We start from the raw sequence: 14,778 nt of genomic DNA, 5'->3' as shown, positions 1-14,778 counted from the left end.
AGCAACGTCATGCCCATCCTGCCTCGATTACCCCCCACTACCAGCAACCAAGCGACAGCTCGTTTGGGCTGAACTGCCGCTCGTGAAAGACATTAATGGCTTATACCCCGGCCACCGACTGGCGATGCCAACTATTCACACCAGGCCAACCATTGTTCACTCCCGGCCAACTGGCGTTCATTTACAGCGCCTAGCCGTTCACCCGGCGTTCGGCTACCTGTTTAGGACCGGACGCCGCCGGTGCCGTTGGTCCTCGTCAATCCTCGTCGAGGATGAGTGCCATCTCCGGGCAGGAGGCCACCCCGTCGCGAGTCAGCTCCGCTTCCTCCGGCGGCACCTCGTGTTCTTCGAGGATCGAATAGCCCGACTCGTCGATGGGGAACAGATCCGGATCGACGGCGTAGCACTGGGCGTGGCCAACGCATTTCGACTTCTCGAGACGAACCCTCACGAGGTCCCCTCCCCCGCCGCGTCCACGGATCGCGTCAGATCGGATTTGACGGATCGATAGGTAAATCGATCGCTTTCGAATTCTAGAAGATGTTGACACGCTCGCGGTCGGCCAGTTCCGCGGCCCACCAGCCGGATTGGAGCATGTGCGACACACGTGCGATATTGATGTGCCACCGAAAATCCGGCGACGGCGTCGTTCCAAACGCGGCCTGGCCGAGTCGGGCACCAGGAACGAAATAGCCGACAACAGGCGGAGATAGAGCGCATGAGCATCTCTGGCGATTACCAGCCAGGCGACTTCTACCTACCGCGGCTCGAATACGCCAAATTGCCCATGGCCGTCGACCGTGGTGTCGGATGGAAGGTGCTCCGGGACGCGGGCCCGGTCGTCTTCATGAATGGCTTCTACTACATAACGCGGCGCGACGACGTGCTGGCCGCGCTGCGAAATCCCAAGGTCTTCTCGTCGCGGCTGGCGCTGCAGCCTCCCGGCTACCCATTGCCGGTGGTGCCGTTGGCATTCGACCCGCCCGAGCACACCCGCTACCGCAAGATCCTGCAGCCCTACTTCAGCCCGCACGCCCTGAGCAAGTCGCGCCCGGTGCTCGAGCGACACGCCGCCGAGATGATCGCGGAGTTCGCCGGCCGCGGCAACTGCGAGGTGATGGCGGATTTCGCGAACCTGTATCCGTTTCAGGTGTTCCTTGACCTCTATGGTCTTCCGCTGGAAGACCGTGACCTGCTGATCGGCTGGAAAGACGCCCTGATCGCGGACAACCCCTACCTGAGCCAGGAGGACCTCAACAAAGGCCACCTGCTGCTGAACTACCTCACCGACGTGATTGCCCAACGCCGGCAGAACCCGGGCACCGACATGCTGTCCCAAGTCATGACAGGCGACGGCGACTTCAGCGATCTCGAACTGCTGGGGATGAGCCATCTGTTGATCCTGGCCGGCCTGGACACGGTAACCGCGGCGATCGGATATGCCATCTACGAACTCGCGCGCAGACCGCAGCTACGCGACATGCTTCGCGACAACCCAAGGCAGACCAGGGTTTTCATCGAAGAGATCGTCAGGCTTGAGCCGTCGGCGCCGGTCGCTCCCCGAGTCACCACGGAGTTCGTCGAAATCGGCGGCATGACGCTTCCCCCCGGCACCTCGGTGCGGTTGTGCATGGCGGCGATCAATCGCGATGGCACCGACTCGGTGTCGACCGACGACATTGTGATGGACGGAAAGGTGCACCGGCACTGGGGATTCGGCGGTGGACCACACCGCTGCCTGGGTTCTCATCTGGCGCGTATCGAGCTGACTGTGATCGTCGCCGAGTGGCTCAAACAGATCCCCGACTTCGACGTGCCGCCTGACTACACGCCCGAAATCAGGTTTCCGTCAAAGACATTCGCTCTCAAAGCATTGCCGCTGAGTTGGGACTGACCGCGGTCGACCCGCGGCAAGCCCAACTCAGCGGCTGCTGCTCTACTTGTTGACCTCGGTTGCCGCCACCTGGACGAACACACCGGTGTCCTCGGCCATCAGCAGGCCTCGACCACGGGGCAGCGGGCCACCCTTCATCTTGCCGCGAATGAAGCCTTCGTCCGGGTCGGCGTCCATCACCAGCAGCGGAGTATTGGCCTGGTGCAGGGCCCGCAGAATCGGGTCGCTGCCCGCCGACGACCAACCACCGAACGTCCGGGTGACGAAGACGTGCAGGCCGACGTCGGCGGCCCGGGTCACCCACGGAGCGATCTGGTGCAGCGGCGAATCGAAGCCCGGCGGCAGTTGCTGGACGTCGTCGACGATCAGGAAGATCTCCGGACCGCTCCACCACGACCGCGACAGCAACTCCTGGGCGGATAGTCCCGGCGGAGGCTGGCGAGCGGCCAGGACCGCGGCCAGCTCGCCCACCAGCGCCTGGACACCGTCGAGGTTGTAGGCGAACTTCTCCACATACTCGGTGCCCAGGACCGTCAGCAGCTGACGACGCGGGTCGACCAGCCAGACCTGCGCCGAGGGCTTGCCCTCCGGGGGCGTCGGCGCGGTGCTCGAGCCCGGGGCATACAGCCGGCCGATCTCGGACATGATCGTGGCCAGCGTCGTGGTACGCCCACATTCGCGTCGGCCCGTCACCATCAAGTGCGCGTTCTCGTTGAAGTTCAGGTAGACCGGCGCCAGGTCCAATTCGGAGATGGCCCAGGCGATTCCGCCGACGCCAACACCCTGGCGGTGGTCGCGGGCAGCCAGCTCCCGCACCTGCTCCACACCGAACCGTGCCGGCAGACGGCGCACCGGTGGCGCCTGCCCGCTCGCGAGCCTGCTGACGGCCGCGACCACACTGTCGGACTCGAAGATCTTGTCGGGGGTATTGGCCAGCGCGGGCCGGGCCACCAACGTGTGCAGGCCCGCCTGCGGGTCGCTGTCGAGTCGGACGTAGTTGACGGCCACCATGCCGCGCCCGGGCTTGACCGGGACATCTTTGGCGAACCGGGATCGCACCAGCTTGGCATCTTCGACGGCGGCCAGGCGCAGCTCGACGCGGGACCCGAACCCGCTACGGACCGGTGGCCGCAGCTCGGATTCGCGATCGGCGGTGACCACCACGTGCACCCCGAACGAGGGGCCCTGGTTGATGATCTGGTTCACCTGCTCGATCAGGACCTCGTTTTCCTCGGCCAGTGCCCGGTAGTTGTCGATCACCAGGTAGACGTCGCCGAAGCCGTCGTTGGGCACCGGACCGGCCTCGCCACCGAACTTGCGGCGCCGGAACACGTCCATCGACGCGATCCCGTACTCGAGGAAGCTGCGCTTGCGCTCGCGCACCAGCGCCAGCAGTTCGGCCACCGTCCGGCGCACGCCGTAAGGATCGGTCGGGCCGGCCACCTCACCCACGTGCGGCAGACGCGCGACCGTGGTCAACGCGGTACTGCTGTAGGCCAGGCAGTAGAACTGGATCTGCTCGGGGGTGTGGGTCAGCGCGGCCGAGCAGATCAGCGTCTGCAGGGCCGTGGTCTTGCCTGCACCACCGGCACCCAGGATCAGCACGTTGGCGCCCGGCCCGGAGGTGTCCACCGTCCACGGCGGCTGGTCGTGCTTGAACGGCCGGTCGATGATCCCGATCGGGAACACCAGGTCCTTTGACGAGCCGTAGTCCTGGTCCCAGGGGTGGCCAAGGAACCGGTTGACCAATTCATCGATCGCGACGGGCTGGGTCAGCGGCGGCTGCCACAACCGGTACGGCTCAAAGTCGATCTTGCGGAGCTGGTTGATGATCTCCGTGCCGACCTTCGGCGTCCTGATGCCTTCGTTGTCTTCGTCTTCGCTCTCGGCGCCGTCGACCTCGTGCACCTGGCCGTTGCCCAGGATCGGCGACGGCTCGATGTCCGGCCCGGCCTCGGTGACCTCCAGCGGGGTGAACGAGTTGGTGAACAGCTGCGGGCGAATGTAATCGATACTGTGCACCAGCACGGGCGCGTCGTCGCCGTCGATGGTGATCCCGCGGGAGTAGTAGTCACGCCACAGGAACTCCGCCTGGAAGCGGACGATGTCCTCGAGGCTGCGACGGAAGTAACCCAGACCGGCTTGCGCGGGCAGGTTTACGGCGTTGGGCACACCAGCGGCCTGCGCCGCTCCGGCGGTACGCGCTTTCAGCACCAACCGGTAACCCATGTTCTCCATGAGCTTTTCGGCGCGGCTCTCGATGGTCTGTGACGCCATCATCAGGTGGATCCAGTAAGCGCGTCCCTGCCGGCCGATCGAGTCGAGGACGTCGACCGCGGTGGGCATGATGCGGAACCACTCGTAGAACTCGTCGATAACCACCACGAGCATCGGCAGCGGCGGCATGTCCTGTCCGCGGGCGCGCATCCGCGAGCGCACCGAGTTGTATTCCTTGGCGTCGTCGACCCCGGCGTTGTCGCAAACCGCCTTGCGGCGGGCGATCTCGCCCCACAACGCGTCGAGGAAGCGCTCCATCAACGCCTGGTCTTCCTCCAGGTCGGTGATGATCCGCGAAACGTGTGGCACCCCGGCGAATGGCTTAACCGCCGATCCACCCTTGAGGTCGGCCAAGACGAACTGAAGCTCCTCGGGCGGGTGGGCGAGCATCAGCGACTCGATCACGGTGCGCACCAGCGTCGACTTACCGGAACCGGTCGTTCCGGACATGACACCGTGGGGGCCGTCGCCGCCTTCGTCCAGTGATTTCATGTCCAGGAACAGCAGCTCGCCGTTATCGGAGCGGTTACCGAACGGCACCCGCAACCGCGAGCGGCCCATCGTGTCGGTGCGGGCACCCCACAACGCGTCGAAGTCGATGTCACCGGGATCGTCAACCCCGTAGTAGGCCAAGATGTCCCGCGCGCCGATGTGCGCGACCCGTTGGCCGATCTCCTCGTAGGCCTCCGCAAGGCGCCAGTGCGCCAGCTTCTGGCTGAATTCCTCAGCCTCGGCGGAGCTGATCTGGTCGGTCAGGGCGAAGAACCACGGCTTGTCGTCGATCACCATCCAGGTGTCGCGGTCTCGAGGCAATGCCTCGATCACGCCCTTGTCGTCGAACCGCAGCGTCCGCTCCGGGACCGACGTCCACATCGAAGAACCGGTCAGGTCGAAGAAGGTGACGCCGTCGACACCTTCCGCGCTGATCACGTATTCCCATTGTGGGTCAACGACATCGGCGATAATCACCGTGTGCGGCGTCGGCGTCTGGGCCGACGAGCTGGCGTGGCGAGGCGTGAACGAGCCACGGCCGGCGAACAATTCGGCTTGCTCGGCGGCGAACTCGCGCACCGAGCTGTAGACCATCCGGGCATTACCCGCCGCGTCCTGGCGCCGCGAATCACCGAAGTGCGGCAACCACTTGACCCAATCCCATTCATCCAGGTCCGAACTGACCACGACCATCTGCACATGGTCGGGGCCATGGGAGAACGCGAGCTGACAGATGATCGCACGCATCAACCCCAATACCTGCGGGCGCTCACCGATCAGCGCGTACCACGGTTCCACGAGCAGCGAAACCATCTTGGGCAGGTTGTATACGACGCTTTGATAGCGACCGAATTCCTGAAGCGCCTTACCGGTTACGGGCTCCAGCTCGATATCGGTCGGCATGTTCTGGGGCTCACCCCAGGTCACCTCGGGACGCGTCATACCCACGCCGACGCGGACCACACCGAAGTTGAGGTCCTTACCGTCAGGCTTGCGCTCCCACATCCGCGGGGATCCCACCGCCGCGCTGAGCGTGTCGGGAGCCGGGTGGAACCAGCGGTAGTTGGCGTCCATGCTGTCGGCCGACTCGTGGGCGGTCTCCCGCAGCATGTCCAGCATCAGCATGAACTGGGCGCGCATCGAGTCGAGCTTCGGGCGGCTCATCTGCTGCTGGCCACCGAACCGGCCGCCGAACATCATCATCGCGACACCGCCGATCATGAAGATCGGGAAAATCGCGCCGGCACCGCCGAACACGCGAGAGCCGCTGCTGAACACCATGGCGACCATGCCGATCATCAGGCCGATCACCAGAACGCCGACTACGACCAACCACACCGGCTTGCCCTCTGGCGGCGGAATGCTCAGCGGTGTCGGCAGGACGATATTTTCCGGCTTGATGACCGGAGGCTTCTCCGGCGTCGGCCGGGCGAATCCACGCTTCACTTCGGTACCACCAACTCTGCAGGGGACATATCCATCGGGAGGGTGTCGTGCTCCACCAGCGCATCAGCCCGCGACAGCGTCGGGCCCTGCGGAAGGAGCCGGAGCGCGACCCACGGCGCCAGGCTCGGGTTGGTTTGCAAACCCAACGCCTCACGCACTTCGCGGGTGTCGTCGACACCGAATCGGGCGCCGGCATCCGTCACCCACCATAGCGATTCGGTGGTTTTAGCGCCGGGATCGTTGCCGGTGACGGCCACGAAGTTGGCGAAGTTAGGACCGAAGTAGACCTGGTCGGCGGTGCGGCCGGTGGTGTCCGACTTCACCAGCGAGACAATCTTTTTCGACTCGGACTGCGACACCGGGATGGTCGGTCCGGAGATGACCTGGATGCGGGCCCGATTCTCTCCGCTGGTCTTCTCCCACCACCAGCAGGTGGCCGGATTCTCGCGCAAATCCGTGACATTCAACGGGTTGTCCGGGTACGACGACAGGTCCAGCTTGTTGACCACCGGCATCTTGGCCAACGCCGCCGGCTCCACGGTCACCGGCTTGCTGTTGTTGGCACCGCCGGCATTCTGCATGATCTGCGCGACCAACGGCGGCAGCGTCTGCACACCTTCGGGCAAGACCAGCGAATACTGTTGGGGCCCACTGATTTGCGGCGTGACCAGGATCGTTCCCACCGGACCGGGCGCGTTGGGGAAGGTCGCCGCGCTGCCCGCGTTCTGTACCTCGGGAACCGTCAGCTCGGGGCCCACCGGCAACGCGTCGTACAAGGCGCGGCTCATCGGCTTTGCCATGCTGATTTGTTCCGGAGTCAAGCCGAGCGGCAACAGCACGGAGCGGTTGGCCGCGTCGATCCGCGATCGGCGTCCTTCCCGGATTACCCAGGTGTCGCCGCTGTAGCTCAACACCACGGCGTCGGAGCCGTTCAATACGTGGCGGCGGTTACTGAGGTCCGGCGTGCCGTCGATCACCGTCACGGTCACACCCGAGGGCGCGCCGACGCCGGTCGAGCCGGCGACTGTGTCGCAGATCAGCCACGACGACTGGGACGGGGTCTTGGGGCCGAAGGTCGACGGCGCGCCGGGGATGCCCACCATCGGGCCACGCGGGACGTTGGCGATCTGACTGGAGCGCACCAGGTGCGGGTTGTCGGGGCGTCCGGTGATCAATCTGGCCGAGGCCAGGTTCAGCGCCGGGTACAGCTTGTCGCCCACCCGGACGTAAAGCGCACCGGAGTCGCGGTCGGCGATGATCGGCGAATCCCCCACCTGACCGGCCGGGCTGATGAAGGAGTACAGCAGGGCGCCCAGGCAGATCACCACCGCTGCGGAGACCGACGCCACGATGGCCAAGGTCTGGCGCCGTCCCGGCTCGACCTCCATCCGGACCCGCCAGCGGGTCAGTGCCATCGAGGTTCGCCGAGCAAGGAACTGATAGCCGGTCACCTGGGTGCGCGTCGATAGCCCGAGGCCGTACCCCGAGCCGCGCTGCCCGCGACTCTCTTCCGCCACTAATTCACCATCCGGTCTGTTAGAACGCCTGGACAACGTCCAGCACGCGAATCACATCGATAACCGTAAGCCACCCGCAATGACCTCGCCATGTAGCGCAATGTGGCGTTCACTTCAAAGCCTCGTCACGTCCATCAATCCGGCCGGCGTCAAACGGCATCGCCAACTCGCCCAGCGCCGGCAAACGTCGCTGAGCTGGCAGTTTCCCTGTTCCCCACTGGATCCCCCGGCTGGACTACTCATCTCTTCACTGGGATCGTAGCCGCGCACGGCCAACCCGTCCTGTCGAGCAAGCGAGACCCCGACGCTCCGCTGACCTGCTGACTAGTCGGCGCCAGCAACATCGGCGGCGCTAGTCGCCCGGCTCGCGTCGTGCCGGGCGACGTTTGGCAGCAAGATGAGCGGCATGACTGAGCTCGCACCTTCGTTGGTCGAACTGGCCGGCCGATTCGGCATTTCCACGTGGTACGAGGACTGGGCGGGCCGCCAGGCTCAGATATCGGAGAGCACGCTGATCGCCGTGCTCGCCGCTCTCGGCGTCGAGGCAGGCACCGAGCAGGATCGCAACGAGGCCCTGGCCAAGCAGCTGCGCACCTATTGGTCGCGTCAACTGCCGGCGACAATCGTCGCCCGCACCGGCGCCCCGACGCGGTTCTGGGTGCACGTAACCCACGGCGATCCCGCCGAAGTCTTGTTGCGGCTCGAGGACGGGACCGTGCACGGCGGCGTGCAGCAGGTCGACAACTTCACGCCGCCGTTCAATCTGGACGGGCGATGGGTCGGCGAAGCGAGCTTTGTGCTGCCGACGGATCTGCCACTGGGCTACCACCGTTTGCATCTGCGATCCAGAGGTATCGAAACCAGCGCCGCGCTGATCGTGACACCCGACTGGCTCGGACTGCCCGAGCAACTCGGCGCGCGTCGGGCCTGGGGCTTGGCCACCCAGCTCTACAGCGTGCGATCTGAGCAGTCGTGGGGCATCGGCGACCTGACCGACCTGACCGACCTGGCCGTCTGGTCGGCGTCGCGGCACGGGGCCGACTACCTGTTGGTCAACCCGCTGCACGCGGCCACCCCGACGATCCCGATGGAACCTTCGCCCTATCTTCCGACGTCACGCCGCTTCTTCAACCCGCTTTACATACGCGTCGAGTCCATCCCCGAATTCGCCGACCTGGCCAAGCGTGGCCGGTTGCGGCGGCTTCGCGACGAGGTCCAACAGCACGCCGCACGGCTCGATGCCATCGACCGCGACAAGGCGTGGAAGGCCAAGCGGGAGGCGCTGAAGCTGATTTACCGGATACCGCGGTCCGCGGGCCGGGAGCTGGCCTATGCCGCCTTCTGCGAGCGTGAAGGCAGCGCGCTCGACGACTTCGCCGTCTGGTGCGCGCTGGCCGAAAAATACGGCGGCGACTGGCATTGCTGGCCGGAATTCCTACAGCATCCGACCGCGATCGGCGTCGCCCGGTTCGCCGAAAAGCACGCGGAGGCGGTCGATTTCCACCGCTGGTTGCAATGGCAGATCGACGAACAACTCGCCGCGGCACAGTCGCAGGCGGTGCGGGCCGGCATGTCGTTGGGCATCATGCACGACCTGGCGGTCGGCGTGCATCCGAACGGGGCCGACGCCTGGGCTCTGCAAGATGTGCTGGCCCTGGGGGTGACAGCGGGCGCGCCGCCCGACGAGTTCAATCAGCTCGGCCAGGATTGGTCACAGCCGCCATGGCGCCCCGACCGACTGGAGGAACAGGAGTACCGGCCGTTCCGCGCGCTGATTCAGGCGGTGTTGCGGCATGCCGGTGGGGTACGGATCGACCACATCATTGGGTTGTTCCGGCTGTGGTGGATCCCCGCGGGCGCACCGCCGGACGAAGGTACCTATGTGCGCTACGACCACGAGGCAATGGTCGGCATCGTCGCACTGGAGGCGCATCGCGCCGGTGCCCTGGTCGTCGGCGAGGACCTCGGCACCGTCGAACCGTGGGTCCGCGACTACCTCTTACTCCGGGGACTGCTGGGCACCTCGATTCTCTGGTTCGAGCTCGACCGCGACGGGACCGGCGGTCCGCTGCCCGCCGAACGCTGGCGCGAGTACTGCCTGTCGTCGGTCACCACCCACGATCTGCCACCGACCGCCGGTTACCTGGCCGGCGACCATGTCCGGCTGCGCGAGTCGCTGGGATTGCTGACCCGGCCCGTCAGCGAAGAGCTCGAGTCCGACCGGGCGGAATTGGCGGCCTGGATGGCCGAGCTGCGCCGAGTGGGGTTGCTCGGCGAGCACGACCCCGACGCTGACCCCGAACAGATCGTCCTCGCCCTCTACCGCTACCTGGGCCGCACGCCGTCCCGGTTATTGGGCGTGGCGCTGACCGACGCGGTCGGCGATCGCCGAACCCAGAATCAGCCCGGTACCACCGACGAGTATCCCAACTGGCGGGTTCCGTTGACCGGGCCCGACGGTAAGCCGGTGATGCTCGAGGACGTATTTACCAGTCGCCGGGTCGCCACGCTGGCCGACGCGGTACGCGCCGCGCTGGCACCGCCAACCATCTGACCGCGCTCGGTGTTAGCTTCAGGTGCCATGACGCTCTCCGCGAACGATCGATCCGCACTCAGCGACGTGGTGCACCGCTATGCGGCCGGGGTCGACAACCGTCAATTCGATGCCGTGGCAACACTTTTCGCGACCGATGCCGAGCTGGTCGTGCCTGAGCCGCCGGCCGCGTTGACGCCGCTTCATGTGCATCGGGGCCGGTCGGCCATCACGCAGGCGGTGGCCGCGGTGGCCGCAGTGGCCCGCACCGAACACGCGATCGTCGGCGAGGTGTACGACGACGGGCCGCGTCCTGGCACTGCGCGCGGCCGGATCGCGTGCGTCGCCCATCATTGGACTCGGCGCGACAATGAGGTATTCGACGCGGCTTGGCATTTGCGCTACGACGACGAGTACGAGTCCACGGACTCGGGGTGGTGCATCAGGCGCCGACTGCTGACCGTTAATGCCATCGAGACGCGGCCGGTGCGTCGATTGTTGTCGTGGGATTCGGAATGAACGCTCTCACCCCGGATCGACGGTCCGGGCGCCGAAGTCGTTTGGCCACTCGGCGTTTCGGGTAGCCGCGTCTGCATGGACCACAACAGCCACAGCTCGATCGACGAGGTTCGGTCTGGACTGCCGCAGCAATCCGTGCGAACGCCCGGCACACTCGTGGTCGGGGCGGCGGTGATCGCGCTGGTGGTATCCGTCACCGGATTTGCGCTGGGCGAGATCGGCATTGGGCTCTCGGCCGCAATTGTCGGACTGATGGCGTTGGGCGTCGGCCTGGATTGGCTTGCCACGGACGGCAGGCGAATCCGCCAGGCGGAACGGGAATGGCTCGCAAGCCACCCCGCGCGGTGAGGCCCGCGCCTACTGCAGAGCGGCCAGATTTTCTACCGACGTGCGCACATCGGTACGCAGCACGCGCGCCACAACCTTGCCGACCGGCCCGCTGAGCACCCCGCCACCGATGTCGGCGTTCAAATGAAAGATGGATCCCGGCGCGGTGTCGGTCACGTCCATCGCCACGGTGATCCGAATCCCACCCCGACCGCGGCCTTGCAGCTCGATCGATTTGGGTTCGTCGTAGCGAGTCACCGTCCAGTGCACGACGTTGCGGAATCCTTTGACCTTGATGCACGACGAGACTTTGGTGCCCTGCTCGATCGTCGACGGCATTTCGCCGCGCCAGCCGGCGAAGATCGTCATCCACTCCTCGAATCGACCCAGATCGGACGCCAGTTTCCAGGCGGCCCCGGGGTCCAGATCCGACGTCGTCGAAACATCTACTTGCGCCAAAGTTTGTCGCTCCTCTTGAGCCGTCCTGAGCGTTCAGTCGAGGTTCTACATACCCGCGCCCGGGGAACCGCAAAACGCGCGCTGTGTCACCGCGTCGGCCGGCCGGCACGCTTTCGGGGCCGCGGTGGGCCCCGGAAGCAATTTGCCCGTGCTGAGCTGATTCCGGTCGTTACGTCGGGCAGACGCCTTTTACCCAGTCGCTGACGAGTTTGTTGTTTTTCGTGTAGTCCGGGTCATCGAAGTGAGCACCGCCGGTGGTGACGAAATGTTCGATGGCGTCCTTGACCTTGGCCGGCGGGTTGTACTTCTCGAGGGTGTCGGCGGCTTTGCGAGCGGCAGCGTTGTCTGACGCGGTCAGCAAGTCGGCGTTCGCGCCGGTGACATCGACGCACTGGCTGGTGTCCAGCGTGGTTGATGGTGCCGCCTCGGTGGTTTCACTCGTCGAGGAGCTCGATGTGGCGGACGCTGAGGTGGAACTCTTCGTCGACGAACCGGACGGACTCGTCGTTTTGCTGCCGGACGAACAGCCCGAGATCGCCAATCCCGCGATCAGCGTTGCCGCAAGTAACCACCGATGGGCCATGTGAACCTCCTATGTAACCGGACTATCAGGCTGAAATGGGTATCGCACGGCCGTAGACTAACCCACCGCTCTTTGCGGTGTGACTAATTCGCCGGTCCGCTTTTAACGGTTCATTTCGTTTGCCCGAGTTGCGGGTCGGCCACTGGTGACAGCTGATCGGTGCGCACCGGCGCCGGTGCGTCGACTACGGCCAGGCCTCGTTCAACTTCTCTTCGACGTCGATGACCTGTGCGGCCTGCGAATGGGGCGCATCGATTTCGTCGGCGACGTATTGGGCGATGAATCGGCGAATCTCTCCGTCGACACCGGCCAGGATGCGCAGTATCTCGCCGCGGAACGACTTCGACGACACATTGACGGTGATATCGGAGGGCCGCGGTTTCGCGACGTCGACGATCAGGATCAGCGGCTCGGCCGCCCGTGCGGTCGCGCGCAACGCGATGTCACCGGAGACCTGGAAACGCTGCTTGTCGAGCCGCAGATCCAGCAGCAGATCAATCGAGAGCGGAATGTGAACGACGAATGTGATGCTGTCACCCAAGCGTCGCGTGACCCGCGGGTCTTGGATCTTGACGTTCGCACTGACCTTGGCAATCCCGCCGGGTCCCTGGGCAATCGGCTCCATCGCGAATTCGTTGCCGGCGATATCGGCGAACGCGGCGGCGACGCGCTCGGGGGTGACGGCGACCTCGAAGAATCTGCGTCCGAATTCTTCGTAGGTGACGTAGTCGTGGTTTTGCATAGGCTTATACCGTCTCACGGCATTTGCCGGAAGCTTCGCTGATCTGTCCGCGTCGCAGGAATTTGACCCTTATCCGCCGCTGCGGGATCGCTTTGTGAACAACGCCACACGTCGGCGCTTCGATTCGGTGTGTCGGCCGACGGCCTGGGACGCTTGACGACGGAGGTGTTGGAGTCTGATGGGCGCCCACGAATCGATTGAGCCGCGCTCAGCCGTCTCCCGGGTCGAGGGGGTACTCGCCTGGCTTGGTGGCGGGCACTGGCGCGAGTTGAGTGAACGTCACGAGCGGTCCACCCACGCCGTCGCGGGTGCAGTGGTGCTGTTCGGAGCCGTGCTGGCCTGGCTGGTCGCGGCGTTGGCGGTTAACGCGTCGGCACGCTGGCCACTGATCGCGATCGTCGCGCTGACCCTCGTCTTCGGCCTGCTGGTTGGGGCGGTGACGCGCGGCGTCGCCAGCGGCCCGCGCCGCGGCTGGCCCGGCATCGCGGGACGGGTGGTCGTTGCGGCGACGGTCGGCGTTGTCGTCGGCGATCTCGCCGCGCTCGTGGTGTTTTCCCGCTCGATCGATCACCATCTCGAGGACCGGGCGCTGCATAGCGCCGACTCGGCGCCGGCCGTCGCGCAGGCGTCGGCAGCCCTGCAACGCACCCGTGCGGCGCGCAGCGGGCTCGACGACGCGGTCACCCAGGCCCGCAACGGCCAGGACAACGCCCTGGTAATCGCGCGCTGCGAATACCACCCGAGCCCGGCGTGCCCACAGACCCGCATCACCGGCGATCCCGGTGCCGGGCCCGAAACCCGAACGGCCAACCAGGTTCTCGCCGACGCGCAGCGTGAGTTGGACAACGCGTTGGCGGCCCGCCAGGCCCAAGCACCCACGTTGGACGCCTCGATTTCCCGCGAGGAGCAGGCCGTCAACGATGCCCGCGAACGGGTGCTTGCCGATGCTGGCCCGGGCGGTCTCGGCGCGCGCTGGATCGCGATGAACGAGCTCACCTTCGGCAGCGCCGGGGCGATGGTGTTGCGCTTGCTGACCATCGCGTTTTTCGTGTTGGTGTATTTGCTTCCCCTGATTCTGCGGGTGTGGCGCGGTGAGACCACACACGATCGCCACGCGACCGCTCGGGCGGAACGTGAGCGCGCCGAACTCGACGCGGATACCGCAATCGCGATCAAGCGCGCCCAGGTTCGCCGCGAAGCCGAAATCCTTTGGGCCGAGCACCAACTCACTCAGGCTCGGCTGGCCATCGAGGCACAAACCGAGATCGACCGGGAGCAGCAGCGCCGTCGAGTCACCGAAGCCGTCGAGGGCCCGCGCCCCGCGCCGCCGGTGCGGGCCTTCGAACCGGTGCAGGAAGACATTTACCTGCCGATCGCCGCCGAGGCGGAAGCCGCCAGTCGGGCTACCGCTGAATTACCCTCCGGCACAACGGCTTCCCATGCCGATGTAACGCCGACGGTGAAAAATCTACCGGCGGAGGTCGAACCGGCCGGCGCGGTTGAAGTCCCGGACGAGCCCACCACTTCAGCCATCCCGTCGATCCCAGGCGCCACCAGGGCCGCGGCGCGCTGGATTCGTCCTCTGGTGCCGTCCTTCGTCGCGCGGGCCATCGACAACACCACCGCACCGCTGCGCACCGCGCGCCAGGTGTTCGAAGAGGTCGAGGAGATCACGTTCGCGCTCAGGCGCTCTCGCAAAGTCACGTTCGACGCGCAGAGCTCTGGCCCGGGCGAGCCGCGCTCGTCGACAACCGATGCGCAGCGCCCCGAACGGATCGCCTCCGCGCGCGAGCACCACGACACGCACGACCACCCAGCCCAGCGCGTGGGTCAGCACCGCGCTGCGGAACTGCGCGTCGAGGGCGCCGACGGCCGTCCGCTGGCGCCCGCGGACAGCGATCGCACACCGGAGTTGTCGCACCGGGAGGGCCCGCGCCAGCTTCGCCCACCCGAAGGGCCACGCCAACTTCCGCCCGGTAAATAGCGGCG

General features: G+C 65.9%; 12 protein-coding genes. 6 read left to right on the top strand and 6 right to left on the bottom strand.

Annotated features, from left to right (window positions below):
- Positions 1-256 precede the first annotated feature (256 nt).
- Positions 257-451 carry a ferredoxin gene (locus tag AAHS21_RS10970; protein ID WP_342927690.1) on the bottom strand — a complete coding sequence of 65 codons (195 nt, stop codon included), beginning with the start codon at positions 449-451 and terminating at the stop codon, positions 257-259.
- Positions 452-718: 267 nt separating this feature from the next.
- On the opposite strand from AAHS21_RS10970, the gene AAHS21_RS10965 reads away from it, so the two are divergent.
- A complete protein-coding gene (locus AAHS21_RS10965) occupies positions 719-1,894 on the top strand; it encodes a cytochrome P450 (RefSeq protein WP_342927689.1) in 1,176 nt (391 codons plus the stop codon).
- A 42-nt stretch (positions 1,895-1,936) separates the two neighbouring features.
- Here the strand turns inward: AAHS21_RS10965 and eccCa are convergent, their stop codons facing one another.
- A complete protein-coding gene (eccCa, locus tag AAHS21_RS10960; RefSeq protein WP_342927688.1) occupies positions 1,937-6,109 on the bottom strand; it encodes a type VII secretion protein EccCa in 4,173 nt (1,390 codons plus the stop codon).
- Complete coding sequence (eccB, locus tag AAHS21_RS10955) at positions 6,106-7,626, bottom strand: type VII secretion protein EccB (protein WP_342927687.1); 1,521 nt, start codon at positions 7,624-7,626, stop codon at positions 6,106-6,108. The genes eccCa and eccB overlap by 4 nt, the downstream gene beginning before the upstream one ends.
- Positions 7,627-8,032: 406 nt before the next feature.
- On the opposite strand from eccB, the gene malQ reads away from it, so the two are divergent.
- From malQ to AAHS21_RS10940, 3 genes are all read left to right on the top strand, one after another.
- On the top strand, positions 8,033-10,180 hold the full coding sequence (gene malQ, locus AAHS21_RS10950; protein WP_342927686.1) for a 4-alpha-glucanotransferase: 2,148 nt from the start codon (positions 8,033-8,035) through the stop codon (positions 10,178-10,180).
- A gap of 27 nt (positions 10,181-10,207) precedes the next feature.
- Entirely contained in the window at positions 10,208-10,678 is a 471-nt protein-coding gene (locus tag AAHS21_RS10945) for a nuclear transport factor 2 family protein (protein WP_342927685.1), read from the top strand.
- Between the two features lie 75 nt (positions 10,679-10,753).
- A complete protein-coding gene (locus AAHS21_RS10940; protein ID WP_342927684.1) occupies positions 10,754-11,026 on the top strand; it encodes a LapA family protein in 273 nt (90 codons plus the stop codon).
- A gap of 9 nt (positions 11,027-11,035) precedes the next feature.
- Here AAHS21_RS10940 and AAHS21_RS10935 read toward each other — a convergent pair whose 3' ends face one another.
- Together AAHS21_RS10935 and AAHS21_RS10930 are read right to left on the bottom strand one after the other, a co-directional pair.
- Entirely contained in the window at positions 11,036-11,464 is a 429-nt protein-coding gene (locus AAHS21_RS10935; RefSeq protein ID WP_342927683.1) for an SRPBCC family protein, read from the bottom strand.
- 169 nt (positions 11,465-11,633) lie between these two features.
- Positions 11,634-11,825 carry a hypothetical protein gene (locus AAHS21_RS10930; RefSeq protein ID WP_342927682.1) on the bottom strand — a complete coding sequence of 64 codons (192 nt, stop codon included), beginning with the start codon at positions 11,823-11,825 and terminating at the stop codon, positions 11,634-11,636.
- On the opposite strand from AAHS21_RS10930, the gene AAHS21_RS10925 reads away from it, so the two are divergent.
- Entirely contained in the window at positions 11,806-12,051 is a 246-nt protein-coding gene (locus AAHS21_RS10925) for a hypothetical protein (protein ID WP_342927681.1), read from the top strand. The genes AAHS21_RS10930 and AAHS21_RS10925 overlap by 20 nt on opposite strands.
- A 180-nt stretch (positions 12,052-12,231) precedes the next feature.
- On the opposite strand, the gene AAHS21_RS10920 is transcribed toward AAHS21_RS10925, so the two are convergent.
- On the bottom strand, positions 12,232-12,789 hold the full coding sequence (locus tag AAHS21_RS10920) for a hypothetical protein (RefSeq protein WP_090602139.1): 558 nt from the start codon (positions 12,787-12,789) through the stop codon (positions 12,232-12,234).
- Between the two features lie 178 nt (positions 12,790-12,967).
- Between AAHS21_RS10920 and AAHS21_RS10915 the strand changes: the two genes are divergently transcribed.
- Entirely contained in the window at positions 12,968-14,773 is a 1,806-nt protein-coding gene (locus AAHS21_RS10915) for a DUF4407 domain-containing protein (protein ID WP_342927680.1), read from the top strand.
- Positions 14,774-14,778: the final 5 nt, after the last annotated feature.

It is taken from the genome of Mycobacterium sp. 050272 (assembly GCF_039023525.1).
GTDB lineage: Bacteria > Actinomycetota > Actinomycetes > Mycobacteriales > Mycobacteriaceae > Mycobacterium.
The sequence above is the reverse complement of the archived record's forward strand: the minus strand, read 5'-3'. Positions and strand labels throughout refer to the sequence as shown.

Bases quoted from the DNA above. Each gene is read 5' to 3' on its own strand.
- AAHS21_RS10920 (WP_090602139.1), bottom strand. From the start codon at position 12,789: ATGCAAAACCACGACTACGTCACCTACGAAGAATTCGGACGCAGATTC.
- AAHS21_RS10940 (WP_342927684.1), top strand. From the start codon at position 10,754: ATGGACCACAACAGCCACAGCTCGATCGACGAGGTTCGGTCTGGACTG.
- AAHS21_RS10945 (WP_342927685.1), top strand. From the start codon at position 10,208: ATGACGCTCTCCGCGAACGATCGATCCGCACTCAGCGACGTGGTGCAC.
- malQ (WP_342927686.1), top strand. From the start codon at position 8,033: ATGACTGAGCTCGCACCTTCGTTGGTCGAACTGGCCGGCCGATTCGGC.
- AAHS21_RS10965 (WP_342927689.1), top strand. From the start codon at position 719: ATGAGCATCTCTGGCGATTACCAGCCAGGCGACTTCTACCTACCGCGG.
- AAHS21_RS10915 (WP_342927680.1), top strand. From the start codon at position 12,968: ATGGGCGCCCACGAATCGATTGAGCCGCGCTCAGCCGTCTCCCGGGTC.